28 protein-coding genes and 1 rRNA gene are annotated in these 26,747 nt (G+C 36.1%); 1 reads left to right on the forward strand and 28 read right to left on the reverse strand.

All coding sequences use genetic code 11. From position 1 onward, the window contains the following. Window positions 1-116: 116 nt before the first annotated feature. The 17 genes from mfd to metG all read right to left on the reverse strand — a co-directional run bounded on the left by mfd (window position 117) and on the right by metG (window position 18,202). The gene (gene mfd, locus C1A05_RS17155; protein WP_102029464.1) at window positions 117-3,656 is read right to left on the reverse strand and encodes a transcription-repair coupling factor; all 3,540 of its coding nucleotides are present in this window, start codon (window positions 3,654-3,656) and stop codon (window positions 117-119) included. A gap of 128 nt (window positions 3,657-3,784) precedes the next feature. After that, window positions 3,785-4,015, reverse strand: coding sequence for an anti-sigma-F factor Fin family protein (locus C1A05_RS17160; protein WP_102029465.1), 231 nt, complete (start codon window positions 4,013-4,015; stop codon window positions 3,785-3,787). A 138-nt stretch (window positions 4,016-4,153) separates the two neighbouring features. After that, a complete protein-coding gene (pth, locus tag C1A05_RS17165; RefSeq protein WP_102029466.1) occupies window positions 4,154-4,714 on the reverse strand; it encodes an aminoacyl-tRNA hydrolase in 561 nt (186 codons plus the stop codon). A 100-nt stretch (window positions 4,715-4,814) separates the two neighbouring features. Continuing rightward, window positions 4,815-5,462 carry a 50S ribosomal protein L25/general stress protein Ctc gene (locus C1A05_RS17170; RefSeq protein ID WP_102029467.1) on the reverse strand — a complete coding sequence of 216 codons (648 nt, stop codon included), beginning with the start codon at window positions 5,460-5,462 and terminating at the stop codon, window positions 4,815-4,817. Between the two features lie 85 nt (window positions 5,463-5,547). Beyond that, window positions 5,548-6,495, reverse strand: a complete 948-nt coding sequence (locus tag C1A05_RS17175) for a ribose-phosphate diphosphokinase (protein ID WP_102029468.1) — start codon at window positions 6,493-6,495, stop codon at window positions 5,548-5,550. Window positions 6,496-6,512: 17 nt separating this feature from the next. Then, window positions 6,513-7,895, reverse strand: a complete 1,383-nt coding sequence (gene glmU, locus C1A05_RS17180; RefSeq protein ID WP_102029469.1) for a bifunctional UDP-N-acetylglucosamine diphosphorylase/glucosamine-1-phosphate N-acetyltransferase GlmU — start codon at window positions 7,893-7,895, stop codon at window positions 6,513-6,515. Window positions 7,896-8,150: 255 nt separating this feature from the next. Then, window positions 8,151-8,441: a septation regulator SpoVG gene (spoVG, locus tag C1A05_RS17185; RefSeq protein WP_102029470.1), complete on the reverse strand. Its 291-nt coding sequence runs from the start codon at window positions 8,439-8,441 to the stop codon at window positions 8,151-8,153. Between the two features lie 232 nt (window positions 8,442-8,673). Then, a complete protein-coding gene (purR, locus tag C1A05_RS17190) occupies window positions 8,674-9,489 on the reverse strand; it encodes a pur operon repressor (RefSeq protein ID WP_102029471.1) in 816 nt (271 codons plus the stop codon). Between the two features lie 54 nt (window positions 9,490-9,543). Further along, a complete protein-coding gene (gene ispE / locus C1A05_RS17195) occupies window positions 9,544-10,410 on the reverse strand; it encodes a 4-(cytidine 5'-diphospho)-2-C-methyl-D-erythritol kinase (protein ID WP_102029472.1) in 867 nt (288 codons plus the stop codon). 137 nt (window positions 10,411-10,547) lie between these two features. Continuing rightward, on the reverse strand, window positions 10,548-10,730 hold the full coding sequence (locus C1A05_RS17200; protein ID WP_102029473.1) for a small, acid-soluble spore protein, alpha/beta type: 183 nt from the start codon (window positions 10,728-10,730) through the stop codon (window positions 10,548-10,550). A gap of 136 nt (window positions 10,731-10,866) precedes the next feature. Then, a complete protein-coding gene (veg, locus tag C1A05_RS17205; RefSeq protein ID WP_102029474.1) occupies window positions 10,867-11,121 on the reverse strand; it encodes a biofilm formation stimulator Veg in 255 nt (84 codons plus the stop codon). 211 nt (window positions 11,122-11,332) lie between these two features. Beyond that, window positions 11,333-12,235, reverse strand: a complete 903-nt coding sequence (gene yabG, locus C1A05_RS17210) for a sporulation peptidase YabG (RefSeq protein WP_102029475.1) — start codon at window positions 12,233-12,235, stop codon at window positions 11,333-11,335. A gap of 129 nt (window positions 12,236-12,364) precedes the next feature. Further along, entirely contained in the window at window positions 12,365-13,243 is an 879-nt protein-coding gene (rsmA, locus tag C1A05_RS17215; protein ID WP_102029476.1) for a 16S rRNA (adenine(1518)-N(6)/adenine(1519)-N(6))-dimethyltransferase RsmA, read from the reverse strand. Next, the gene (rnmV, locus tag C1A05_RS17220) at window positions 13,240-13,791 is read right to left on the reverse strand and encodes a ribonuclease M5 (RefSeq protein ID WP_102029477.1); all 552 of its coding nucleotides are present in this window, start codon (window positions 13,789-13,791) and stop codon (window positions 13,240-13,242) included. Before rnmV ends, rsmA begins: the two co-directional genes overlap by 4 nt. Before the next feature lie 181 nt (window positions 13,792-13,972). Beyond that, window positions 13,973-15,187: a G5 and 3D domain-containing protein gene (locus C1A05_RS17225; RefSeq protein ID WP_159462109.1), complete on the reverse strand. Its 1,215-nt coding sequence runs from the start codon at window positions 15,185-15,187 to the stop codon at window positions 13,973-13,975. 219 nt (window positions 15,188-15,406) lie between these two features. Further along, entirely contained in the window at window positions 15,407-16,174 is a 768-nt protein-coding gene (locus C1A05_RS17230) for a TatD family hydrolase (RefSeq protein ID WP_102029479.1), read from the reverse strand. A gap of 72 nt (window positions 16,175-16,246) precedes the next feature. After that, window positions 16,247-18,202, reverse strand: a complete 1,956-nt coding sequence (gene metG, locus C1A05_RS17235) for a methionine--tRNA ligase (protein ID WP_102029480.1) — start codon at window positions 18,200-18,202, stop codon at window positions 16,247-16,249. Between the two features lie 385 nt (window positions 18,203-18,587). Here metG and C1A05_RS17240 point away from each other — a divergent pair, with 385 nt between their 5' ends. After that, window positions 18,588-18,866 (forward strand): AbrB/MazE/SpoVT family DNA-binding domain-containing protein, encoded by a 279-nt coding sequence (locus C1A05_RS17240; RefSeq protein ID WP_102029481.1) that lies wholly within the window; start codon window positions 18,588-18,590, stop codon window positions 18,864-18,866. Window positions 18,867-18,946: 80 nt separating this feature from the next. On the opposite strand, the gene rsmI is transcribed toward C1A05_RS17240, so the two are convergent. The 11 genes from rsmI to rrf form a co-directional block, all read right to left on the reverse strand. Next, complete coding sequence (gene rsmI / locus C1A05_RS17245) at window positions 18,947-19,816, reverse strand: 16S rRNA (cytidine(1402)-2'-O)-methyltransferase (RefSeq protein WP_102029482.1); 870 nt, start codon at window positions 19,814-19,816, stop codon at window positions 18,947-18,949. Between the two features lie 22 nt (window positions 19,817-19,838). Continuing rightward, window positions 19,839-20,591 (reverse strand): tRNA1(Val) (adenine(37)-N6)-methyltransferase, encoded by a 753-nt coding sequence (locus C1A05_RS17250; protein WP_102029483.1) that lies wholly within the window; start codon window positions 20,589-20,591, stop codon window positions 19,839-19,841. Window positions 20,592-20,715: 124 nt separating this feature from the next. Continuing rightward, window positions 20,716-21,072 carry a DNA replication initiation control protein YabA gene (gene yabA / locus C1A05_RS17255; protein ID WP_102029484.1) on the reverse strand — a complete coding sequence of 119 codons (357 nt, stop codon included), beginning with the start codon at window positions 21,070-21,072 and terminating at the stop codon, window positions 20,716-20,718. A gap of 16 nt (window positions 21,073-21,088) precedes the next feature. Next, window positions 21,089-21,919, reverse strand: a complete 831-nt coding sequence (locus C1A05_RS17260) for a PSP1 domain-containing protein (RefSeq protein WP_102029485.1) — start codon at window positions 21,917-21,919, stop codon at window positions 21,089-21,091. A 5-nt stretch (window positions 21,920-21,924) separates the two neighbouring features. After that, on the reverse strand, window positions 21,925-22,920 hold the full coding sequence (gene holB, locus C1A05_RS17265; protein WP_306373282.1) for a DNA polymerase III subunit delta': 996 nt from the start codon (window positions 22,918-22,920) through the stop codon (window positions 21,925-21,927). Window positions 22,921-22,926: 6 nt separating this feature from the next. Then, window positions 22,927-23,367: a YaaR family protein gene (locus C1A05_RS17270; protein ID WP_102029487.1), complete on the reverse strand. Its 441-nt coding sequence runs from the start codon at window positions 23,365-23,367 to the stop codon at window positions 22,927-22,929. Window positions 23,368-23,400: 33 nt separating this feature from the next. After that, window positions 23,401-23,730, reverse strand: a complete 330-nt coding sequence (locus C1A05_RS17275; RefSeq protein ID WP_102029488.1) for a cyclic-di-AMP receptor — start codon at window positions 23,728-23,730, stop codon at window positions 23,401-23,403. Window positions 23,731-23,870: 140 nt separating this feature from the next. Then, on the reverse strand, window positions 23,871-24,500 hold the full coding sequence (tmk, locus tag C1A05_RS17280) for a dTMP kinase (protein ID WP_102029489.1): 630 nt from the start codon (window positions 24,498-24,500) through the stop codon (window positions 23,871-23,873). Window positions 24,501-24,524: 24 nt separating this feature from the next. Continuing rightward, the gene (locus tag C1A05_RS17285; RefSeq protein WP_102029490.1) at window positions 24,525-25,958 is read right to left on the reverse strand and encodes an aminotransferase class I/II-fold pyridoxal phosphate-dependent enzyme; all 1,434 of its coding nucleotides are present in this window, start codon (window positions 25,956-25,958) and stop codon (window positions 24,525-24,527) included. A gap of 193 nt (window positions 25,959-26,151) precedes the next feature. Beyond that, window positions 26,152-26,352: a sigma factor G inhibitor Gin gene (locus C1A05_RS17290; protein ID WP_102029491.1), complete on the reverse strand. Its 201-nt coding sequence runs from the start codon at window positions 26,350-26,352 to the stop codon at window positions 26,152-26,154. A 271-nt stretch (window positions 26,353-26,623) separates the two neighbouring features. After that, window positions 26,624-26,739, reverse strand: a 5S ribosomal RNA gene (gene rrf / locus C1A05_RS17295). Between the last annotated feature and the right edge of the window lie 8 nt (window positions 26,740-26,747).

Genomic DNA, 26,747 nt, shown 5'->3' on the forward strand with positions numbered 1-26,747 from the left:
ACTATACACAAGAGCCAAAAATTTAGTGAGTCTTGAATGGAGTTCCTTTTACGGTAAATCAAACCAATACGGAATATCTTATACATCCATTAGGAATTATGATTTGGTTAAGTACATTATCTGGCTACTGGGGCTGCTTTGGTTTCGTTTAGTCTTGAGATGAATTGTTCCACTAAATCATATCGGCGTTCATGATCATGTTTATTAAATAAAAACTTAATTTTTAGTTTGTTTCCTTCTGTCCCTAATTGTATAAGTCTTCCAAATTCATTTGATAACTGAAAAAGACTTGCTCCATCCACTTCTTGACTTGCTTGTTCTTCCATAACAAGTTCAATTTTCATTTTTTGCTCAAATACGGATTCTATACGTTCATTCTTTGCTAAAAGTTTTAATTTGGAAACAATCATTAAGTTTTCAACCTCGGACGGATAATCTCCAAATCGGTCTATTAATTCATCTTGAATATCCGTAATATCGTCTAATTTATCAATCGTTTGGAATCGTTTATACATATCAATCTTCTGTTTTTCATCCTCAATATAGCTTGATGGTATATAAGCGTCTAGGTCTAAACTAATTTCCACATCAAATGGTTTCATTTCCTCATAAGACTTCCCAGCTTTTTTCGCTTCAATTGTATCTTTTAGCATTTGGGAATACATATCAAAACCAACGGAATCAATAAAGCCATGTTGTTCGGCACCTAATAAATTTCCAGTACCTCGAATGGATAAATCTCGCATTGCAATTTTGAATCCAGATCCAAGCTCAGTAAATTCCTTTATTGCTTGTAGCCTTTTTTCAGCTACCTCCGTTAATACTTTATCTTTTTGATAGGTAAAGTACGCATAGGCAACTCGATTCGAGCGACCTACACGACCTCGTAATTGATATAACTGGCTTAAGCCCATTTTATCAGCATCATAGACAATCAACGTATTAACATTTGGTATATCTACACCCGTTTCTATAATGGTTGTACTCACGAGAACATCAAAGTTCCCTTCCAAAAAGTCTAGCATTACACTTTCTAATTGTGTTTCATTCATTTGTCCATGGGCATACGTAACTCTAGCATCCTCTACTAGCATCGAAATATCTTCAGCAATCCGCTCGATATTTTCTACACGATTGTAGAGGAAGAATACTTGACCACCACGAGACATTTCTCTCTCAATCGCCTCTTTAATAAACGCAGGATTGTATTCAATTACATAGGTTTGAATCGGAAAGCGATTCTCTGGTGGTGTTTCGATAACAGATAAGTCACGTACCCCTAGCATCGACATATGTAATGTCCGAGGAATCGGTGTTGCTGTTAAGGTTAGTACATCAATATTGGTTTTTAGCTGCTTCATTCTTTCTTTGTGTTTAACTCCAAAACGTTGTTCCTCATCAATAATTAACAAACCGATATTTTTAAACTTTACATCCTTTGATAATAATCGGTGCGTTCCAATTACGACGTCCAACAAACCCTTTTCTAACATTTCCGTTGTTTCGTTTTGTTGCTTTCTAGTTCGGAAACGACTGAGTAAACCTACATTTACTCCAAAATCCTGGAAGCGTTCCTGAAAGGTTTCGAAATGCTGTTGAGCTAGAATCGTGGTCGGTACTAAAACAGCTACTTGCTTCCCATCTAACACCGCCTTAAACGCTGCACGAATGGCAACCTCTGTTTTCCCATATCCAACATCTCCACATAGTAGACGATCCATTGGTCGAGATTTCATCATATCCTGCTTAATTTCCTCAATACAGCGCAATTGATCTTCCGTTTCTTCGTATGGGAAGGCCGCTTCAAATTCCCTTTGCAAGTCACTATCCTCTGAAAAAGCATACCCTTTTGCTGCTTCACGTTCTGCATATAGTTTTATTAAGTCATCCGCAATGTCTTCAACAGAAGATTGAACCCGTTTTTTAACCTTCTTCCACTCACTGCCACCAAGCTTGTATAACCTTGGTTCCTTCCCTTCCGATGCTACATACTTTTGCACTTGATCAATTTGGTCAATTGGGACGAATAGCTTATCATCGGCAGCATATTTAATCAGCATGTAATCTTTATGGTTACCTTTTAATTCTAACGTTTCAATCCCTAAATATTTTCCAATACCATGATTAGCATGTACAACATAATCACCAATCTTTAATTCCTGATAACTTTTAATCCGCTCCGCATTGGATATCTTCTCTTTTCTTTTCTTTCGCGTTGTTTGTTTCTTAAATAACTCTTGCTCCGTTAAAACGGCAACACGAAATAGCGGTAACTCAAAACCACCGCTTATATGACCTTCTATTATTGTTGGTTTTTTATATGGTAAGGGCTTCTCATTTCCTATTACCGCTTCCATATCATAATCTTCTAAAACAGACTGAATTTTCTCTACTCGTTTTTTATTTGGAGCAACAATAACGACGGAATAATTCCCTTTTTCCCAGCGTGTCATTTCGCCTTTTAGCAAATTCATTTGCCCATGAAACTCCTGCATCGCACGACAAGAGAAGTTTACAATATTCTCTGGAAATGTATTTGGTATATGCCTCAAAAACACTGAGATATATAACATTTGGTATTTCTTAATACTTTGAATGGATTCATCCCAATCAAATGATAGGTTTACATTTCGAACGATTTTTTGTTGTTCAAATAAACCCTTATACCACTCTGTTTCTTCATGATCTAACTTTTTGGCCGTTTCTTCTACTCTGCTCATTTCATCTATTACGACGATGCCATTAGCCGGTAAGTAATCTATTAAGCTAGTAGGCTCATCATAGAAAAGCTCTAAATACTTATACATCTCTTGAAAGCGCTCGCCATTTTTAAGTCTTTCTATGTCATATTCGATATGTCGAACCAATGCTTCCTTATCTGTACCGTTCTTCATTTTACTTAACGTTTCTGCTAACAAATCCTCTAGTCGCTGATATCCCCGTGTAATGTCCTCATCAGAAAGTAGCAGCTCATCCGCTGGCCCAACCGTCACCGATGTATGCTTCTCCTCAAAGCTTCGTTGGGTATTGGAGTCAAAATATCGTATCGAGTCTACCTCATCATCAAATAATTCAATTCGGATTGGATTTTCTGAAGTTAACGGATAAATATCGATAATGCCGCCCCGAATACTAAATTCTCCAGGAGACATAATCATGTCTTCTCTTTTATATCCTAGCTGGACTAACTTCCTAGTATAGTCTTCCAATGAAATGGATTCTCCAACAGTAAAAGGCAGCTGAGAATGTTCCCATTTCGATTTCGTAGGTAAAAATCTTTTGACAGCTGCTACAGGGGCAATTAAAATTCCCTTTTCATTTTTGTACCATCCGCTTAAAGCATCCATTCTTTGGCTAAGTAGCTCTGGACTCGCAATGGCAATTTCTAACGATATAAGTTCATTAACCGGATATAGGTACACATTGTCTTCTTGACTCAATTCAACTAGATCGTCATATAGCTTTTGCGCTTGGCTTAAATGATGTGTCAATAGCAATACCGGTCTATTTAGCGATTCTGCTAATAATGATATTAATAAACTTCTTGCTGAGCCTGTAAGCCCAGCTGCAAGTTGTTCTTTCATGCCAGATGCAAAGCCTGTCATAATGGTTTGAATATCATCTTGGCTGTTTAAATAGGTTTTTAATTGTTGCAACGAATACTCCCCCTCTACAAACCTCTTCAATAGTACACATAGGGAAAGGCTAATTCGTAAAAAATGCAAATAGAAAAACACGACTCTCCTACATAAAGGAGTCGCTCTATCTCATTTTTGTACGACTGTTATTGAATAAAGTAATCCATTTCGTAATAATGTGGATTTCTACTAAGAGCCTCTTCACAATGTTCACAAATAGCTGTAACTTGTATATTCCCGTCAGACAAATAATTTACCATATCTTTTTTTTCCTCATTGGAAAGGGTGTGTAGACCTAGTCTTTCCATATCTACAACACTTTGTTCTAATCTACCAATTTTATGACCACAATGCCTGCATTGATACTCTACTGCCATCGTTTTAGAAGACCTCCTTATTCAAACTTGATTACAGTTTTCCCAAAGAAGGTACCCGTTATACTTCTGAAAAAGATGCACAGTATTTCATAATGACTATGTCCAGCATGCATGCTGCAGTTTATCTTTTAAAGTTTATTAACCATTGTATTTATTCATGACTTCTAAGAACGGTTTTGTTAACCACATTTCAACTGCTTCGCTTGCTAATTCAATACTATTCTCGATCAGAGGCTTTTGCTCATCGGAAAATTTCCCTAGCACATAATCTACAACTGGCATTCTTCCTTCTGGTCTTCCAATCCCAATGCGAATGCGATTGAAATTTTTATCATGAACATGATCAATAATATTTCGAATGCCATTATGTCCACCATGTCCGCCTTTTTGTCTTAAACGAACTTTTCCTGGAGGTAAATCCAAATCATCATAAATCACAACTATATCGTCTAGTTCTATATCGAAATAGTCCTTCGCAGCAAGGACGGCTTCTCCAGATAAATTCATATAGGTTTGAGGCTTTAAAAGGATTACTTTTTCTCCGTCCATTTGCTCAACCGTATAAAATGATTTAAACTTTTCCTTATTTAAAGTCCAATTGTTCCTTCGGGCTAATTCATCTATAACCATAAATCCAACATTATGACGGGTTTGATCGTATTTTTTACCTGGATTGCCTAACCCAACGATACATTTCATAATTCTTTCCTCATTTCTATTTAGTCACTTCCTCTATTTTAACGAAAAACCATTAAGAAAAAAAGAACGTAACCTACAGGATACGTTCTTTACAGTATGTTTACTTTTCTTTATCATTCTCTTCTTCTTCTTTTTCTTGATCCGCCTCTAATGCTTCCTCCGCTTGACCATCCATACTTGGTTCATCTACGGAGTTTTGCTGCGGTGGTAAAATACTAACAATGACAGTACTATCATCACCTAAAATTTCAAAACCAACATTGTTTTCTTGAAGTAAGTCACCAATTGTTAGTGTATCACTAATTTGTAGATCACTAATATCAATTCGGAAAAACTCTGGAATATCACTAGGTTTTGCTCGTACCTGTAATTGATGAAGGGTTTGTTGAACAATTCCATCTTTAATCTTCTCTTGGCCTTCTAAAGAAATAGGCACTTCCACTTCCACCTCGGAGGACATGTCCACTTGATAGAAATCTGCATGGATGATTTCATTTCTCAATTGATCCTCCTGGTATTCATAGAGCATTGCTTGAACAGAATCTCCACCCTCAACCTCTAATTTAAATACAGCATTACGCCCATTATCACGAACAGATTTTACTAATTCTGTGCTGTCTACTGCAATCGTAATCGGTTGTTTTCCTTTACCATAAACAACTGCGGGTATAGAGCCATTGTTGCGTAACGCCTTCGTTGTTGAGCGGCGTAAATCAGGTCTTTCCATCGCTTTAAGTATTGCTGCCATTGTTCAAACCTCCCAAATAATGTATACACATTATGTCTTGCCCAAAACACGTGCAAATTAAACCATTATTTTAGGAAATAAATTTTTAGTTAAACAGCACACTTACTGATTTTAATTCATGAACACGCATTATTGCTTCACTAATTAAGCTTCCAACAGAAAGAGGTGTAATTTTTTCAATTTGTTTCTCTTCTGTTAGTGGAATTGTATTTGTAATTACTAATTCACTAATTTTGGAATTTGCAATTCTTTCAATAGCCGGTCCAGATAAAACTGGGTGTGTACAGCATGCATACACTTCCTTAGCCCCATTTTCAATCAAAGCGTTAGCTGCTAACGTGATTGTCCCAGCTGTATCAATAATATCATCAATTATAATCGCCGTTTTCCCTTCAATATTACCAACAATATTCATAACTTCTGCAACATTTGGACGAGGTCGACGTTTATCAATAATTGCAATTGGTGCTTTCATTAAATCCGCCATTTTCCTTGCTCGTGTTACACCACCGTGATCAGGAGATACAATGACAACATCATCAAATTCTTTTTCTTTAAAGTATTTAGATAAAATCGGTACTCCCATTAGATTATCAATTGGAATATCGAAGAAACCTTGGATTTGTGGGGCATGAAGATCCATTGTAATGACGCGAGAAGCGCCTGCTGTTTCTAATAAATTAGCAACAAGCTTAGCTGTGATCGGCTCCCGTGCGCGTGCTTTTCTATCTTGTCTTGCATAGCCATAATAAGGAATAACAATATTAATGGAGCGAGCAGAAGCACGCTTTAATGCATCGATCATAATTAACAATTCCATTAAATGCTCATTAACTGGCTGACAAGTAGATTGAATAACATACACATCACAACCACGAATACTTTCTTCGATATTAATTTGTACTTCACCATCACTAAATCTCATAACAGAACATTTTCCTAGTTCTGTACCAATTTTATCGGCAATCTCTTCGGCTAGAGCGCGGTTTGAGTTCAGTGTAAACACCTTTAGCATCGGATCTTTATAAGGCATAGTTCGTTAACCCTCCATCATTTGTTCTTTCTATTTTTTATTTTCTCCACATAGCCTTCTTTATTTGTTTGACGACTACGGGCTATAGATAATGCATTTTCTGGTACATCTTTCGTAATCGTTGAGCCTGCTGCTACATAGGCTCCCTTTTTAATCGTTACTGGTGCAATTAAATTAGAATTACAGCCGATAAATGCATCATCTTCAATGATAGTCTTAAACTTATTCTCACCATCATAATTTACCGTAATCGTACCACAACCAATGTTAACTTTTTTGCCAACTTCCGCATCACCAATATAACTTAAATGCGATGCTTTACTACCATCCTCAAAGACAGATTTCTTTACTTCTACAAAGTTACCGATTCTTACGTTGTTGCCAATTTCCGATAAAGGTCGAATATGTGCAAATGGCCCAATTTGTACATTTTCACCAATTTTGCTATCGTGAGCAACGCTTTGCTTGAGTACTGTTCCAGAGCCAATTTCACAATTCTTTATTTCAGAGTTAGGTCCAATTGTTGCATTTTCCTTTATTACCGTATTTCCATCAATTGTACAACCAGGATAAATCGTAACATCTGGTTCAATTGTTACATCCATTCCAATGTACGTATGATCCGGATCAATTAAAGTTACGCCATTTTTCATATGTCCATGGTTGATTCGTGTACGCATTAGTTTTTCTGCTTTCGCTAATGCCACACGATCGTTAACTCCAATCGTTTCCTCGTAATCCTCCGTTTGGTATGCCGTGATTTTTTCTCCCTTATCTTTTAAAATCTCAATTACATCTGGTAAGTAGTATTCACCTTGTGCATTATCATTTGTAACATGCTGAAGCGCTTCAAATAACGCTTGATTATCAAAACAGTATGTACCTGTATTAATTTCCTTAATATTTCGTTCTTTCTCACTTGCGTCTTTATGCTCCACAATCTTTTCTACACCATTTGTTGTATTACGAACGATTCTTCCATAACCTGTTGCATCATCCAATTTGGCTGTCAAAATCGTTACCTTAGCATCCTCAGCCTCATGCTGATTAATTAAGGCTTCCATTGTTTCTTTTGTCAATAGAGGAGTGTCTCCACATACAACAATAGTAGTTCCTTCAGCCGATCCAATTAAAGGTTCTGCTTGCATAACAGCATGACCTGTACCTAATTGTTTTTCTTGTGTTACGAATTTCGTTACGTCCCCTAATTGTTCTTTTACTTTTTCCGCACCAAAACCAACAATTGTAATTAACTCACTTAATTTTAAGTGGTTTAACTGGTCCACAACATGCTCCACCATTGGTTTACCTACAACAGGGTGTAACACCTTATAAAGGCTAGATTTCATCCTTGTTCCTTGGCCCGCAGCCAAAACGATTGCATAACGCCGTTTAGCCATTCAGAAACCTCCATCTCTTTTATATAAAAAACGTTACATATTATTATTTTATAATGTATCTAACAGATTTTCCTAATATATTATAGCAAAGAATACGGAAAACTTAAAAAAACTCTTAAAATAGTTTATGTAAATTTTTGCTACTCATTAGGTGATTGTGTTATTTATGCAAAAAAAAGAAAAGGAAGACCTTTTATTGATGACTTTTTTACAATATAAAAAGAAACCTAATCCATTGATTAGGTTTCTTATTTTTTAAGAAGCACCAGCTTCTTCATATTCGACTTCTTCTTCGCCTGCGCGATGATATTCAGCTAATACTGCTTCCTGAATCTTTGCACGAGTCCCTGAATTAATCGGGTGTGCGATATCGCGAAACTCACCATCAGGAGTACGCTTGCTTGGCATCGCTACAAACAAACCATTATTCCCGTCAATAACGCGAATGTCATGAACAACGAATTCTTGGTCCAAGGTAATTGATGCAATTGCACGCATTCTTCCATCTGTATTAACGCGGCGTAATCTAACGTCAGTCACTTCCATTATGTCTCACCACCTTTACCCGTAGAACTTATTGTTATAAATTCCACATATAGACAAAAACTCCTTCTTAATATTGAAAAAATTTTTATAAAAATAAAAAAAGTAAGTGTTTACATCCTATTAACACCATTTTTTCACCTTGAAGGAGAATGATTAATAGATTCTGACGTCACCTGCTGGAATAGCTTCAAAAATAAAAAAAGAAACGCACACTTAAGCGTACGTTTCTACTCTACTTTATAAAGTAGTTTCCTCTCACTGCCTCAATCTTCTGCTGTAGAATATCAACATCCTGAATTTTAATTAACGATGTATAATCTTCTACAACTCGTTCTTCCTCTTCATCTTCCGCCTCAGCTAAAACACCGATTCCTACTACATTGGCATTGAACTCATTTAATAGACTTTTAATTCCATTAATGGTGCCTCCAGCTTTCATAAAGTCGTCGATAATACAAACGGTCGAGCCTTCAGGCAAGCTTCTCTTTGCTAGCACCATCGTTTGAATTTTACGAGATGAGCCAGATACATAATTGATACTTACTGTCGAGCCTTCTGTAACCTTAGGGTCTCTTCGTGCAATAACTACCGGAACATTTAAAATTTGTGCTGTCGCATATGCTAAAGGTATCCCCTTTGTCGCAACGGTCACAATATATTCCACACCTAAATTGGAAAAAGCAGTAGCAAAAATTTTCCCTATGTTTCGAACAATTTCAGGTTCTCCTAACAAGTCGCTCATGTATAAGTATCCACCAGGAAGAATACGAAGTGGATCCTTTAATTGCTGACACAATCCATCAATAAACTCCGTGCTGTTCTCTTCTGAAAAATGTGGTAAATATCGAACGCCTCCAGCTGCTCCTGCTACTGTTTCCAACCTACCAATCCCATCATTTTTAAACATCTGGTCAATTATGTCCAAATCTTCACTTATCGATGATTTTGCTGCATCATATTTTTCTGAGAAGAATGGCAAAGAAGTTAATATTCTAGGATGTTCTAAAAAATAATTGGTCATTGCGACAATTCTTTCACTTCTTTTCATTATTTCCACTCCAAAACCGAATATTTACTAAAAATTTTACACCATTGTACGTAACTATTCAACCAATAACGGCTTCCCTAACATTCTAACGACATAAACCTCGTCACAAAACCCACGTAGACTATTATAAATTCGATCCGCACGACTCTTTTGCTTTGTTAAACCAAAAACGGTCGGTCCACTACCACTCATTAATACATTATCTGCACCAACCTTAAACATGAGATCTTTAATTTGATTTACTTGAGGATATAGGTTTAAGGTGACATTTTCTAAAACATTCCCTAAATGATTGCACATCCCTTCATAATCACCATGAACCATTGCCTTCCTCATTGCTTCTGTATTCGGATGCTTTAGATCTTCTAATACAAGATTTCCATAAACCGCCTTCGTTGATACACCTATGCTTGGTTTTGCCAATATCACCCAACATGGTGGAGGACTTGGAAGTTTTTCAATCTTCTCCCCGCGCCCTTTCGCAATTGCGGTGCCCCCATAAATACAAAAGGCAATATCAGAGCCAATTTCATTCCCTATTGCCGCTAACTCCTCGAAGGTAAGATTCAAGTTCCAAAGGCGGTTTAGACCACGCAATACTGCAGCAGCATCACTACTACCACCAGCAAGTCCTGCAGCAACTGGTATTTGTTTATCGATTGTAATGAGTACACCTTTGTTGATATTGTATTTACTTTTTAGTTTTTCTGCAGCTTGATATGCCAAATTGCGCTTATCATCAGGAACAAACTTTTTTTCCGATTTAATATGTATAACGTCCTCATCCAGCTCCGTAAGTTGAATATGGTCAAACAAATCAATTGTTGTCATAATCATTTCAACTTCATGAAATCCATCGTCTCGTTTATATAAAACATCTAGTGTTAGATTTATTTTAGCCAAAGCCTTTTCAAACAGCATTTTGTTCACCACTTTCACATCCATCCAATAGTCTTACAAATTGTATCAAAAGTTGACGAACATGTCACTTGAACGTTTGAATGAATCTATACAGTACTATCAAGCCATCTTAATACGGTTAAAAAAAGAGGGGATCATCAAGATCCGCCTCTTTTTGCCATTTCACTTTCCGCAATTTCTATTGCGCGCTTTACCATGTTACCTGCATCTCTCGCTCTAATTCCGCCCCATCCCTCTTTTTGGACCGTGTCGTAAAAACCTAAATCCTTTGCTAACTCCTCTTTAAACTGATCAGACATAACGCCACGTCGTCTACTCAAGGCTAGCATCTCCCTTCATGGTTTTTTACGACATTTTTATTTTGTGCACTTATCAGGATATAAAAACGCGATAATATTTGGCATATATAGAAAAATAAACAAATAAAAAAGCAGTAAACGAATGGTTTACCGCCTTTTACGCCATTTTACTCATGTCATCTACAAATGTTAATTCTACCGTTTCAGTTAACACATCAGCATAGCTGTATGATACTCTCTCAAAGGAATTCTCATCCTGGTCGAGCTCTACAATAAATACAGCAGGATATGTTTCAGCAAGTGTACCGCTCCGCTTAATTGTCTTTCTTCGGCCACCGTTAGCCTTCAATGTTAACCGCTTGCCTATACGACCATCTAATACTTGCTTAATTTCTGCTAATGTTTTTGGCACTTCACTCCACCTCGCTAATAACATAGTAACACAAATAGCGATTTTCGTCAACAAAAACATAACATTATATCAACTATCTGTTAACTATGTCAACGTATATTTATTATCTTCTTTATTTTTCCGAAAAAAGTGAAAAAAATGCATGATTTTTTAAGGATATTTACAAAGAAGGGAAATAATGTATTCGCAACATTAGCCTTTAACAAATAACCTAATTTAGGTGAATTTCTATATCCTGTAAACTTTTCTCAATTTCATCTTCACCTAAGTAAGGCATTCCTGTCCGGAATAATCCTCTTGTTTCAATGCCACCTATGCCCTTTTCTCCAGTCATTGTATTACGTAATACATCCCACACCTTAACCTTTTCCATAAAGGAGGTAAATCCAATTTTCGCTACAATATAAACCGGGTCTAAAGCATGTATATTAATACGTGAAGGAGAGCTTGCAAAATTGGAGCCTGCTCGTATTAAGGATTCAAAATGTGATTGACACGCACCTGAAAAGATAACAAGTTGATCTAAACTTGGCATATATTTTCGCGCTTCCCTTACCGTCTCTCCAAAGTATTTAGAATGACGATAGGCTCTTAAGTCATTTTTGGTTCCTTTGTTTTTCGAAAAGGAATCGTGACCAGTAATGACTAAAATATCAGGTTGGATTTTCTCCAGTAGTCCTCTTATCTTCTCTGGCATCTCTTTTTCATTAAGGTGTAAGCCATGTACTTGCATACCAAGCTGTTGATATAGTGCAATACATTTTTTTAAAAATATTGGGTCTCCATCAATGTGTAGGACTTGGGGTGAAATATGGAAATGTTTAATCTCTTGCTTGAAGCCTTCAGAGGATTCATATTCTCTTTTTTTTCGCATTAATTGATAATCCTGTTTAAATAGTCGAAAGGAGTAATCTTCTTTTTGCTTTTGTTCCTTTTTTCTTTGTAACAGCTCATCTTTCTTAACCAACACTAAATCATCTATAGGAGCATCTACTTCTAAACGATAATCTTCTCCATATAATGTGGCAAAATCTTTCTTTACAGTCTGGATACGAAATAATAAATCATGATTATAGGATATTCTTGAAACAATATCTCCAACTGCTAATTCCATTCATTATCCTCCTCCACCCAACACACTGGTATAATAGCGTATTGTAGATGGAGGAGGAATGTGCCTAATTTCATCTAAAAATTTATTCATACATGTAGTTACGTTTTGGTTAGCTGTCTCTCTTACATGCTATTCAATTTTGCTATAAAACATGTTAGCAATATTTGTGAACTCCTCGATGGATAAAGATTCACCTCTTCTTCTACTATCTATATTTATTTCCTCTAACCAACTGTTTATTTGATCTTTGGACCATTTTTCTTTAAATTGTCGACCTAAATTATTACTTAACGTTTTTCTTCTCTGGGCAAAGGAAGCTTGCACAATAGCAAAAAACAGCTCTTCGTCCTCTACATAAACAGGAGGCTCCTTCCGTAATTTTAGATGGAGGACAGCTGAATCTACATTCGGCTGAGGCATAAAGACGGTCTTGGGAACAATCAATTCAACAGTTGCTTCGGTATAATACTGGACCGCAATCGATAAGGAGCCGTATTCTTTCGTATTTGGTTTTGCCGCCATTCGATCTGCCACTTCTTTTTGAATCATAACGGTAATATCCTGAACTGGTATTTTGTTCATAAGTAATTTCATTAAAATTGGCGTTGTAATATAGTAAGGCAAATTGGCAACAACCTTGATTTCCTCTACATCATTTAAATGTTGATCAATTACCTCTTGAACATTCGCTTTTAAAATATCTTGATGGATAATCTCTACATTGTCGTACTTAGATAGCGTATCCTCTAATACTGTCAAAAGTCTCTGATCAATTTCGAAAGCCACCACTTTTTTACCGTGTATAGCTAGCTGCTCTGTTAGTGCACCTATCCCTGGTCCAATTTCAATAACGCCATTCTCCTTCGTCACACCTGCAGTTGTAACAATGTTCTTTAAGGTATTTACGTCGATAATGAAATTTTGGCCTAAGCTTTTTTTAAAGAAAAAACCATATTTTTTTAAGATTTCAGTCGTTCTTGTTGGTGTTGCTATTGCTTTATCGCTCATTCCACTTCCTCCTGCAGTATGGCTTCCATCGTTTCTCGAAAGGTCTCTTTGTCGATTTGAAACATATTTAAGCGGTGCTCTAATTGTTTTGCATTTGTAAATCCAATGCTAAGTCGCTCTCCTAATGCCTTTCGTCTATCTTTTGCTTTACTGCATCCAACTAAACCATAATGCAGCAAGTCTTTTTTTGTAATTAAGATTTCTGTTTCTTCGGCCAACTCATAGACTTTTTGAAGTGCTGCAACGATGTCTTCTGATTTGGCATGCTCAATGCCTATGCCCCTATTTCCTTTCGCTTTCTCTTTTGGTAAAAAGGCATGTTTACAGCCTGGCACAGATTTATCAATAATACTACGGATTCGTTGGCCAGGGTAATCAGGGTCTGTGAAAATGATGACTCCTCTTTTTTCTTGTGCGTGTTGAATCTGTTTTAACGTTGCTTTGTTTATGGCAGAACCATTCGTTTCTATTGTATCTGCATTTACCGCGTTTTTTACAGCGACTGTATCGTCTTTTCCTTCCACGACTATGATTTCCTTTATGTGCATGTTAAACTTCCTCCTGAGGGCTCTTAACCATATTTTGTGCCTATCCGAAATGAATATCAATTAATAACTATAATAAAAAATGTAGATTGTTTAAAGACTAATATGAATTTCGTTCTTAGAGAATATTAAAAATTAATGTAAGTAAAATAAAGAAAAAGCAGAGGAAATGAATCCTCTGCTTTTATTGGAATACTTTAACTTTAACTGTTCGGTGTCCGTAACCACCGTTATACTTACTGGAATGAATAAATAAATCAATTCGATTTCCTTTAATTGCACCACCAGTATCACCAGCAATTGCATACCCATATCCTTCTACCCAAACCTTAGAACCAAGAGGGATAACAGAAGGATCTACTGCAACAACCTTCATATCTGGATTATTGTTTAAATTAATTCCAGTTGCTGTAATACCACTACAGCCATTACACTTTTCTGTATAAACGGTTGACGTCATAATATATTCTTTCACTACTTCGCCATCGTCACCACGATAAACCGTTGTGGTTTCTGGCTTAGGCTCTGGCTTTTTCGTTCCAAGAGCAACAATTTGATCTTGGCCTTCCTTTTCAACCTCTTCGCTAATAAGCTTACGGTCTACTTCTTTACCGTTCTCGAAAATGACTTCATACGTCTTAACGACAATTCCTTCTTCCCCATCTTGAACGACCTTTTTTTCTCCGTTCGGTAATGAATCATCGTTTTTCGTAACTGTTGCGTAATCAACTGTTTCTTTGACTACATCTTCAACCTTTTCTACTCTTGTTACCGTTAAGTCTAGGTTACTAGTAATCAACTTTTCTTTTTTCAAATTCAATTTATCTAGTTCGTCTAATGTAATGTTTTGTTCTTGTAAAAATTGTTCAATTGTATTGGCGGTGGTCCATACTGTCTTCTCTTTCCCACCATCATTTAATGTAACTTGATACGCCTTTTCGATGTTTACTTCAAGGCCTTCTGTAATTTCTGCAGATGTCTCTAGCGAAAGATCATCTTGAGATTTTACATCAATATTTTTTTCTGCAAATAGCTCACCAATTGTATTGGCAGTCGTATAATATTCTGAGGATTTACCTTCAATTGTTACGATTACTTTTAGTGCTTTATTGTATGTGACTTCCATTCCTTGTTCAATTGCTTCTGACTTTCCTGGCAGAACTTCATCATGTTCCTTTACATCAATATTTAATTGACTGAGAAGTTCATTTACCGTATCCGCATGAGTTCGAATGGATTGTTCCTCGCCATTTTTTACTAGAATGATATCTTTTTTCGTTGTTTCATAGAATAAAATCCCAAGTGAGGCAAAAAACACAATGGTGCTCATTACCGTTATGACTAGCTTCTTCTTGCCTTTTATTTTTTCAGCTAGCGAAACTAAAGAATTCATTTTCATTGTATTTGCCTCCTCTGTACGTAGAGTATAGATTACTCTCATACAAATGTGTCAAACTACGTTAACACGATCATGAATTTTTACTGCTTGCCTTACAATAGTATTGGATATCATTCTATTTTTAAACTCTTTTGCGGCCTTTTTAATAGAATTGTAATAAAAGAATTGGGTTTTGTAACACGATTTTAATATTGGACACTAAAAAATACCAAAAAACTGTTAGTTAATTCCAAACAGTTTTTTTGCATTTTTAGTCGTATGCTCTTCAAGTTCTTCTAGACTCATTTCTTTAAGCTCTGCTATTTTTTCTGCAACTAGTTTTACATATGCAGGCTCATTACGCTTTCCTCGATATGGGTGAGGTGCTAAGTATGGACAATCTGTTTCAATTAACAGTTTATTAATTGGAACCACTTTAGCTACTTCTTTCGGTTCCTTTGCATTTTTAAATGTAACAGGTCCACCTAACGATATGTAAAAGTTCATTTCTAAGCATTGCTCTGCTATTTCAGGTGTGCTACTAAAGCAATGCATAATGCCTCCAACCTCTTGGGCATTTTCTTCCTGTAAAATTTCCACAATATCCTCTGTTGCTTCACGATTATGAATAATAATTGGTAGCTTAACCTTTTTCGCTAAAGCAATTTGTTTACGAAATACTTCTTTTTGAATCTCCTTAGGGGATTTATCCCAATGATAGTCCAACCCCATTTCCCCAATTGCGACAACTTTAGGATGGGCTGCTAATTCCTCGATCCACTTTAAATCATCTTCTGTCATATCAATCGCATCAACTGGATGCCAACCTACAGCTGCATATATATTTTCATGCGATTCTGCTATCGAGATGGCCTTTGGTATTGTAACACGATCAAATCCCACAACCACCATATAATCCACACCCGCTTGCTTAGCACGATCAATAACTTCCTCCATATCATCTTCAAATTGATCTGCATTTAAATGAACATGTGTATCAAATAACATCATTTCCACCTCGTTATCTGTAATCTAGGATAAAGGGGGCTCACAATAGGAGCCCCCTTTGTATTTGTCTATTTACTTAACTTTTGTACCATTCGGTAATTGTTGATCCACAGTAGCCAATGAAAGGCTTCCGTTATCGTCCTTACCTGCTAAAATCATGCCCTGAGATAGCTCTCCTCGAAGTTTGACTGGTTTAAGATTAGTTACGCAAATAACCTTTTTCCCTTTTAATTCCTCAGGACTATAATATTCAGCGATTCCTGATACCACTTGCCGTTTTTCATAGCCTAAATCAAGCTGAATACGTAACAATTTATCTGCTTTTTTCATTTTCTCCGCTTCGATAACTTCTGCTACACGAAGGTCAACCTTCATAAAATCATCAATGGTAATCTCCTCTTGTGCATCATCAGCTTTTTCTTCCTTTTTTGTAGCTTGTGCAGGAGGTGCCATCATATCCTTAATAGCTTGAACTTCCTCTTCGGTTTCCAAACGAGGGAAGATAGGCTGATCCTTTTGAACAGTAAGACCTTCTAAGGCTACTCCAAAAGTACTCATGCTTTCCCACGTTCTTACGTTTTCATCTTGGATGCCCAACTGATAAAACATCTTATTTGGTGTGCTCGTTAAGAATGGTTGAAGCATAATCGCCATGTGACGTAACGATTCTGCTAAATGAGCCATGACGTTACCAAGTCGCGCTTTTTTATTTTCATCCTTCGCTAGTACCCAAGGCTCTGTTTCATCAATGTACTTATTTGTACGGCTAACGAACTGCCATAGGTTTGTTAAAGCAACAGAGAATTGCATTTCTTCCATCGCCTCTTCAACTGTGGCACGTGTATTTAAAGCCATTTCAGCTAAGCTTTGATCCACTTCCTCTTCTCCAACGGAAATGGCAGGAATAACACCATCAAAGTATTTCGTAATCATGGCTACGGTACGATTTAATAAGTTTCCTAAATCGTTAGCTAGATCATAATTTACTCTCTCTACAAATGCTTCTGGTGTAAACACGCCATCTGAACCAAAAGGAACTTCTCGTAACAAATAGTAACGAAGTGCATCTAGTCCATAGCGGTCAATTAAATCAACAGGGTTTACTACATTTCCTTTTGATTTAGACATCTTCCCATCTTTCATTAATAGCCAACCGTGAGCAAATACCTTTTTCGGTAATGGTAAATCTAGTGCCATAAGCATAATTGGCCAGTATATGGTATGGAAACGAACAATTTCTTTACCAACTAAATGAACATCTGCCGGCCAATATTTTTGATATCGTGTATCATCATCCGTTCCATAGCCTAATGCTGTTATGTAGTTGGATAGTGCATCAATCCATACGTAAATAACATGCTTTGGATTTCCAGGAACTTTAACTCCCCAATCAAACGTGGTTCTAGAAACTGCTAAATCCTCCAGACCAGGTTTGATAAAGTTATTAATCATTTCATTTTTTCGACTTTCTGGTTGGATAAATTCCGGATTTTCTTCATAAAAAGCAAGCAGGCGATCTACATATTTGCTCATTTTAAAGAAGTAGGACTCTTCTTTAACCTTTTCAACTGGACGTCCGCAATCAGGGCAGTTTCCATTTTCTAATTGACGTTCTGTAAAAAAGGATTCACATGGCGTACAGTACCATCCTTCATATTCATCTAAGTAAATATCTCCTTGCTCTAGAAGCTTGGCAAAAATCTTTTCCACAACCTGCTTGTGACGATCCTCTGTTGTCCGAATAAAATCATCATTGGAAATTTCCAGCTTAGCCCAAAGCTCTTTAATGCCACTTACAATCTCGTCTACATAAGCTTGTGGCGTAACTCCTTTTTCTTGAGCTTTTTGCTGTATTTTTTGACCATGCTCATCCGTACCTGTTAAATACATCACATCAAAACCAAGCAGTCTTTTATATCTAGCCATTGCATCACCAGCAACAGTTGTATAAGCATGTCCAATATGTAAGTTACCACTTGGATAATAAATAGGTGTCGTTATATAAAAACTTTTATTTTCCTTAGGCATCTTAAAGCCCCCTCTACATTTAGCCATTTATTTCCTGTACACTATATTCTAATACTCTATACTATTTTAACGATATATTAGCATGATTTCCAGATAGAACAAAAATCTATACACTCGATATAGGATAACACATTATTTCCACCATTATCCAAAAACAAAATACTTCTGATTTATTGTATTAATGTGATAAACTATTTAACAATAAATGTTTTAAAAAGAAAAAAACAGGGTATACACTTGTAAGGCATTTTTTACAAATAAATGTAAAAAACTTTTTACTTGGGTATACAAAGTAATTGACAATGTTTGGCAACCAGTGGTACTATTTATGTCGAAACATGCCGAATAAAAAGAAAAAGACATGATCGAGAGAGGAGAAAACAATATGAAATCGACTGGAATCGTCCGTAAAGTAGATGAATTAGGACGTGTGGTAATTCCAATTGAGTTGCGTCGCACTTTAGACATCAACGAAAAAGATTCGTTAGAAATCTACGTTGATGACGATCGTATCGTACTTAAGAAGTACAAACCAAATATGACTTGCGCTATTACAGGTGAAGTTTCGGATGAAAATTTAGCATTAGCTAATGGCAAACTTATCCTTAGCAAAGAAGGCGCAGAACAACTTTTTAACGAAATAAAAGTTAACCTTGGTAAATAAAAAACAACATGCAATGCACAGTAGCTATACAAACAATAAGGTTGTCCATATCTTTTATGGGCAACCTTATTGTTTTTCTATTAATGGTGGAAAATTTGATAAACCTCTCTCTTTGGAATATCTCGGTCTAAAGCAGTTTGCTTTATCGCATCTTTATTCGACATTTGCTTTTCCTGAATGTAATACTCCACATGCTCCAAAACCGTTAGCTCATCCCACCATGCCTCACGTTCAGGTTCTTCTAAAGTGCCTTCCACGACTAGACAAAATTCTCCACGTACTTCTGCCTGCTCCGACGAAAGCCATTGCTCCACTTCTTTGGCAGTACCCTTTACATATTCCTCAAATCGTTTTGTTAATTCCCGTGCTAATACGATATTTCGGTCTTCTCCAAACACTTCCACTATACCCTTAATCGTTTCTTTAATTCGATGAGGGGATTCATAAAATAGTAATGTTCCAGAAATATACCGTAATTGCTCTAATACCTGAATGAGCTCTTTCCTTTTTCTAGGTAAAAAACCGTAAAAGTAAAATTGTTCATTTGGTAATCCAGAACCAACTAACGCACAAAGGGCAGCATTTGCTCCAGGCAAAACAATTACATCCGCTAAGTCCTCTATATCACGTATCAAATCATAGCCTGGGTCAGATATGACTGGCATACCAGCATCACTAACCAAGGCAATCCGCTTGCCTTCTTTCAGTTGATCGAGTATTCTTTTTCCTTGCACTTCCTTGTTATGTTCATGATAAGAAACCAAAGGTGTGGAAATCTCAAAATGGTTTAGTAGCTTTTTGGTCTGTCTCGTATCCTCTGCTGCAATAAAGTCTACTTCCTTTAATGTATGTAATGCTCGAAAGGTTATATCCTCTAGGTTTCCAATTGGCGTGGGAACCACATATAACTTTCCTCTTTGCTCCGATTCAAAGCTTTTTTGAATGTACATAAATATTCAAGCCCTTCTACAACTAGTCTATATTTTTTCCATAAAGAATTTCATTTAATGCATCGGTATACTCGCCATTGTCATGATAAACATATAATGGTTCTAAGATTTTCAAATCAGGCTTTCCATCTCGAATCCCTTCTATTAATAGCGTATTTGCTTCTTTCCCTTTTTTAGGGTACACAAATTGGATTCGTTTTGGTTCTAACTTATATTTACGAAATAATGTAATCAAGTCCACAAGACGGCCAGGTCGATGAACGATGGATACTTTACCACCTGGCTTTACAAGCTTGGAGCATGCCAAAACGACATCCTCCAATGTAGCCATAATCTCATGTCTTGCAATAGCCAAATACTCATTACAATTTTGTTCATCCTTATTAGGGGTGGGAAAATAAGGTGGATTACACGTTACGACATCAAAATTTCGATTTCCAAAATGGGCTGGCATGTCCTTTAGATCACCATGAATCATGGAAACTTGGTCCTCTAATTGATTGATAGCAACATTTCTAGTAGCCATATCATATAATCTTTCTTGTATTTCGACTCCTGTTATGTGTGCATGTGATCGTTTCGATAGAAATAAGGGAATTACACCATTCCCCGTACATAAATCGAGAATGCTTCCTTTCCGAATCGGAACATATGTAAACTTTGCAAGTAGTACTGCGTCTAGTGAAAAGGAGAATACACTAGGACTTTGAATTATGCGCATTTTTTCATCCGCTAATAAATAATCGAGACGCTCATCATCTCTTAAATGTACCATGTCATTTATCCTTCCATTAAGCAAGCTTATACTTTTATATTAAATATAGGAAAATCCCTTGTCAAAATCGAATCAGACAAGGGATTTTCTTTACTGCTAACGCATTTATCGAAAGCTTTTGTTATTATTTTTGATTTTTATTCAAAAAGTCAATGCAAAAGAGACAATCTTCCTCCGCACGAGGGCTTCCGAAATACGTATTGCATATGTGAAAGCCTTCTTCATAAATTCGTGCTAGGTTATCATACCCCTCGCCAACAACCTGTGATTTTGATTGTAAGGAATTATCTGGGTTTTGTTTCTCTTCTTTTATTGTCTCCGAATCTAACCTTTTGCGTAAATGATGATTTTCTACTGAAAGATGATGGTTTTCCTCAATAATTTGGACAAGATTCGTTTTTAGCTCACCAAATTGTTGATATAACTCACCAAATTGCTTTTCTAAATAAGTAAATCTTTCAAATAGCTCCTTTTTATTCACGCCTAGCTCCACCCCATTATTCTGTGGCTTGCTTAAGATTAACTCCTTCTTGAATTAGCTCATCTAGTGTATATTCTAACACTTTCGCATCCTCATCTGGCAATTCAACTTGAACGATTCGCTCTAAAATATTTAGACCAACCACTTTACCGTTTCCATGTGATGTTTTGATGCCTTCACCAATATCAGGAAGCAATCTCTTAGCTTCTTCGTAATCATCATTTTCATATTTTAAACAGCACATTAATCTACCACATAAACCTGAAATTTTAGCAGGATTTAACGATAGACTTTGATCTTTTGCCATTTTTATGGATACGGGTTCAAAGTCCCCTAGGAAAGTAGAACAACACAGCATTCTACCACAAGGCCCGATTCCACCAAGTAACTTAGCTTCATCACGAACACCAATTTGTCTTAATTCTATTCTCGTTTTAAAAACAGCTGCAAGATCCTTAACTAAATCACGAAAATCAACTCGACCGTCTGCTGTAAAGTAAAAAATCACTTTATTTCGGTCAAATGTATATTCAACGTCCACTAACTTCATATCTAAGTTGTGACTTACTATTTTCTCTTGGCAAACGTCAAAGGCTTCTTGTGACTTATCTTTATTTTCCAGAACGGTCACCTTATCCTTTTCATCTGCAACACGAATTACTCGCTTTAGAGGCAGCACAATATCATCTTCATCTACCAGTTTATGAGCAATGACAACCTTGCCGAATTCAATTCCCCGAACTGTTTCGACAATAACGTAATCCTCTGTTGTCAGTTCTAGCATACCTGGGTCGAAGTAGTATATTTTCCCTGCCTGTTTAAAGCGTATACCTACAACCTCAACCAAAACTATCACCTCTGTAAATGAATCATTAAATCTTCCATAACAAGTGTCGGATTCACATTTGCCATTAGCTTACGCTTTGCCTCTACTATATGTTTTAATGCAGTTGCTGCATAAATTTGCGAAAGTGTAAATGCATACCTTTCCATTCTATCTTTTTCATCCATAAATACTATCCTGTCAAAATCCTCAATATGATAAGAAATCATATCCTTATACCATATTAATAGTAAATCAAGACCTAATTGGGCTTGTTTACTATCTTGAAAATGAGAAAACCATTGATTATGAAGAAAAAGATAGGACTCCTCTTTTTTCTCATGAAGGGTCTCCACTAATTTTATCACTATCGACCTAGATTTAGCAAACCACTCATCTTCACTTAAGCGCTTTGCCTCTTCCATATCATTTGTAAGGACAGCACAAAGTTTTGCAGTGGAAACGGGAATCCCCAAATCTTGTAGTTGTTGTTGGAAATGGTTTTGATTAAGAGGTTTAAATGACATAAGTTGACAACGGGATCGGATTGTATTTAATATGGCTTGTATATTTTCTGTAAGTAAGATCGCAATTGTTTCCCTTTTTGGTTCTTCTAGAAACTTCAATAGCTGATTGGCAGCCTGTGTTGTCATCGAATCTGCATGCTCAATAACATATACCTTTTGGTTAGATTCTAATCCAGTATACGTAAATTCCTTTTGCAAATGCGCAATCTGGTCTTTTTTTATGGATGCACCGTCTGGTTTAATCCAGTGCACATCCGGATGATTTCCAGACTCAATTCTTCGACAATCACTGCAATTATTACATGGTTCCGCTCCATCCGAATTTGGACAAAAAAAGCTTTTTATTAAAAGACTACTTGCCATTGATTTACCTGTACCTCTTCCACCGTTAAAGAGGTAGGCATGTGCTATTCGATTTTTATCAATACTATTGACTAACATTTTTGTAACAATAGGCTGTATTTCATTAAGATCGGACCAAGACTTCAAAACGATCACGTTCCTTTAAGTGTACAAATTAATTAATAACCCTTTTATTTCACCAATTTTTCCTAATATATCTATTGATTCTTTTTCTGTATCTAATACTAATTCTGTTAGTTCTATTAATTTCTCATCAATTGTTTCAATAATTGATAGTTTTCTATTTTGACCTTGCATATTCCAGCTTCGAGAATGCTTTAGGTCTAGTCCAAATTTTGTTGCTTCATCAAGGAATTTTTTGACTAAGCGTTTATATTGAGCTAAATCACGGAAGGAACGAAACTTTACTATCTTTGCGCCTTGCTTACTCAATTGATTGATTAAATTATTTAGCTCGTCTTGTCTTAATTGAGCCGACTGCTGACTCACCATTGCTTTGAATTCAGGTTGAGCCGCAGATTTCGTATTATTTATTGTTTTTGACGGCTCCAACTGAGAGCGTAAATCCTGGCTAATTTTCAACTGACGACACGCTCCTAATCTAAAATGTGTTACTTAAAACCGATGAAATGCATCCACTGGTAATACAAACACTGTTGCCCCACCAACTTCAATTTCTACCGGCCTTGGAATGTATGAGTCTGCATTCCCACCCATTGGTGAAATAGGTGCTACCATTTGCTCTCTCTTGCTGCAGTTATTTTTTATGATATCTAATACGTTATCTACTTGTTCATCTTGAACACCAATAATCAATGTTGTATTTCCTTCTCTTAAAAACCCGCCCGTTGTCGATAACTTAGTGGATTGGAAATTTGCATTAGATAGTGCTTCAACCAATCGATTGGAATCCTTATCTTGAACGACTGTGAGTACTAACTTCATGATTTCCCTCCTTTTTATTTAAAAACGTAAACGTCTTTGCAATAAACCAGTTGTTTTTAATTTAATTTAATTATACTTATTATACATCTTATTACGTTTAGATTGAAATTGACACTTGTAAATAATGCTATTTATTTATGTTACTGCTCGAAATACCTTTCGATTACATCTATACAATCTTGTAAAACATTCACTGGTGATTGATTTGCATTAATTTTTGTTATTCGATTTGGAAATTTCGATAGCAAAAGTTGATATCCTTTATATACGTTTTCATGAAAGTTCATTTTCTCTAAATCTAACCGGTTTTGTTCTCTTTCCACATTACTCTGTATTCGTTTGAGACCAATTTCTGGATCTACATCAAAAAATAGAGTTAAGTCAGGCATAAAATCTGTTATGGCAAACTGGTTAATAGCGTATACTTCCTCAATACCTAAACCTCTAGCATATCCTTGATATGCGAGGCTGCTATCAATAAAACGGTCACATAGTACAATATAGCCTTCCTCTATTAAAGGGATGACTTTTTCTACTAAATGCTGTCGTCTAGCTGCTGCATATAGTAACGCTTCTGTTCTACCATCCATATTCGTATGAGATGGATCTAATATAACACTCCTTATTTTTTCTGCTATTTCAATACCACCAGGCTCTCTTGTTGTTGCTATTTTATATCCGTTTGTCTTTAAATAATCATGAAGTTGATGAAGAACGGTTGTTTTTCCTGCTCCTTCTCCACCTTCAAATGTTATAAATGTTCCTTTCACAACTTCCTGCTCCTTTAAAAAAACCTATTTTAATACCAAAATGCCACTTTGTATATCATGTCCCTTATAATGAATATGTTGTCCATTTCGAATCAATGCATTGATTGTATCGATATGATTTTCGGTAATTATTTCACCTTTCATTAAGAACGGTATGCCGGGAGGATAAGGCGTAACTGCTTCCATCGCAATTCTTCCCTTTGCCTGTTCCCAAGTTACCCATTCTACATCTTTTGTTTTCATTTCTCCATAAGAGAAGGGCATCTCGTTTATAGATGGATACGTAATGAATGGTACTTCTATTTTATCATCAAAATGCTTAGAACTTAACCGTTGTTCTATGGAAAGAATGGATTTCTGTAAATGGTGCTTATCCATATAGGTATCTAAACCATGTATAAATAGCATTTGATTGGACGTTACCAATTCCGGAAAAATATAATGCTCTTCAAAAAGAGCTACCGTTTCCTTCAATTTTTTAGTTGAATTTATTTCCAATGTAATTTTTAACGGATCTGTACTTACATTTTCAGGATAGGTATGCCATTCTTTGCTTCGTTGAAATATTTCTCTTATTTTTGTCACTTCATCTATTACTTCTATAACCTCATCACTTGTTATGTTCGCTAAGAAATATCTTGCTAAATCCAGGGATGCCATTATCGGATAAGATGGGCTGCTTGATTGAATCATTTGCAAATAATGCTCGACTTTATAACGATCTACATATGAACCTTTAATGTGTAGAAAGGAACCCATTGTCATAGCTGGAAGCATCTTATGCGCGGAATGAACGACAATATCTGCACCTAAGGAGAGAGATGACATTGGAAATGGACTACCTAAAGTGAAATGTGGGCCATGGGCTTCGTCCACTAATACAGGAATTTGATACGTATGTGCCTCTTCTATGATTTCCTTTATCGGGTACGTACGACCGAAATAATCTGGATACGTTAAAATAATTGCTTTTATATCGGAATGTAATGGAATCGTCTTTTTCACTTGATCTATGTTAAGTAAATGATAGCTTTCAGTCTCTTTATGAAACGCTGGTGAAATAAAAATAGGCTTAGCCCCTGCTAATTCTAAGGCGTTCATAATCGATTTATGACTATTACGTTGAACCAATACTTTATCACCTGGCTGACAGACAGAAAGTATCATAGATAGATTTCCAACTGTACTTCCGCCAACTAAAAAGTAACTATAATCCGCATTATATAAATCCGCAGTAAGTTCTTGTGCCTCCTTAATAGCTCCTTCAGGGTGGTGTAGATCATCTAATCCTGAGATTTCTGTTAAATCTATTTTTAAAATGTCCTGAAAGTAAGTTTTTCCTTGTTTTGGAAAAATACTTCCGTTCTTGTGTCCAGGGACATGAAACGATGTAGCATTCTGTTTTGGATGATTTTCTAAAGCAGTGAATAATGGTGTTCGTTTTTGGTTTCTATTCATTCTAGAGTACCCCTTTTTTTAATGCTACATAAATCCTATAGGAATTTACCTAAAGGTACAACTAAATACTGTCCTTGTATTTCTAAAGATACTAGTTTAAGAGCATCTTGATATCTTGTTATTCGTTTTCTTATATATTTAGTAGATACTCTAAGAAAACAAAAAAGCCAGACACTTGGTCTGACATTTTCGTTTAATAACTGCTTATATGTGACTTTTGGTTAATCACTTTAAGTTTTTCTATATAGTATTGGTACTTTACTTCGCTAGGTTCGGTTTGGATCATATCTTTCTCACAATCTAAACAGATGAATGTATTATAAATCGTTATTCCTTCCGGTTTTTCCTCATTACAAATTGGGCAATGTTTAAATGTACTCATATGTCCCTTCATTAACCCCACCTCCTATTTCTAGCATCTCCTAATCTAAAAATTTTATACAAACTTTAATAGATTAATTTTCTAGAAAACATTGGCTGGTATTCTGTCTGAACATAATACTTTATGCTAATACGTAACTTTAGTGATTCTTAAGGATAAACTTTTGTAATGTAGGAAAAATAGAAATGAAGTTTGAAGTTTTGTTGAAGAGCGTTACTGATACTAAAAACATAAACGATTATAGAAAAAACCTCAGGTCTAACAGACCTGAGGTTTTGCTTTTGCCTAGCGATGTCCTACTCTCGCAGGGGAAACACCCCAACTACCATCGGCGCTGAAGAGCTTAACTTCTGTGTTCGGAATGGGAACAGGTGTGACCTCTTCGCCATCACCACTAGACTTACAGG

It is taken from the genome of Salirhabdus sp. Marseille-P4669, from assembly GCF_900240405.1.
GTDB lineage: Bacteria > Bacillota > Bacilli > Bacillales > Alkalibacillaceae > OEQK01.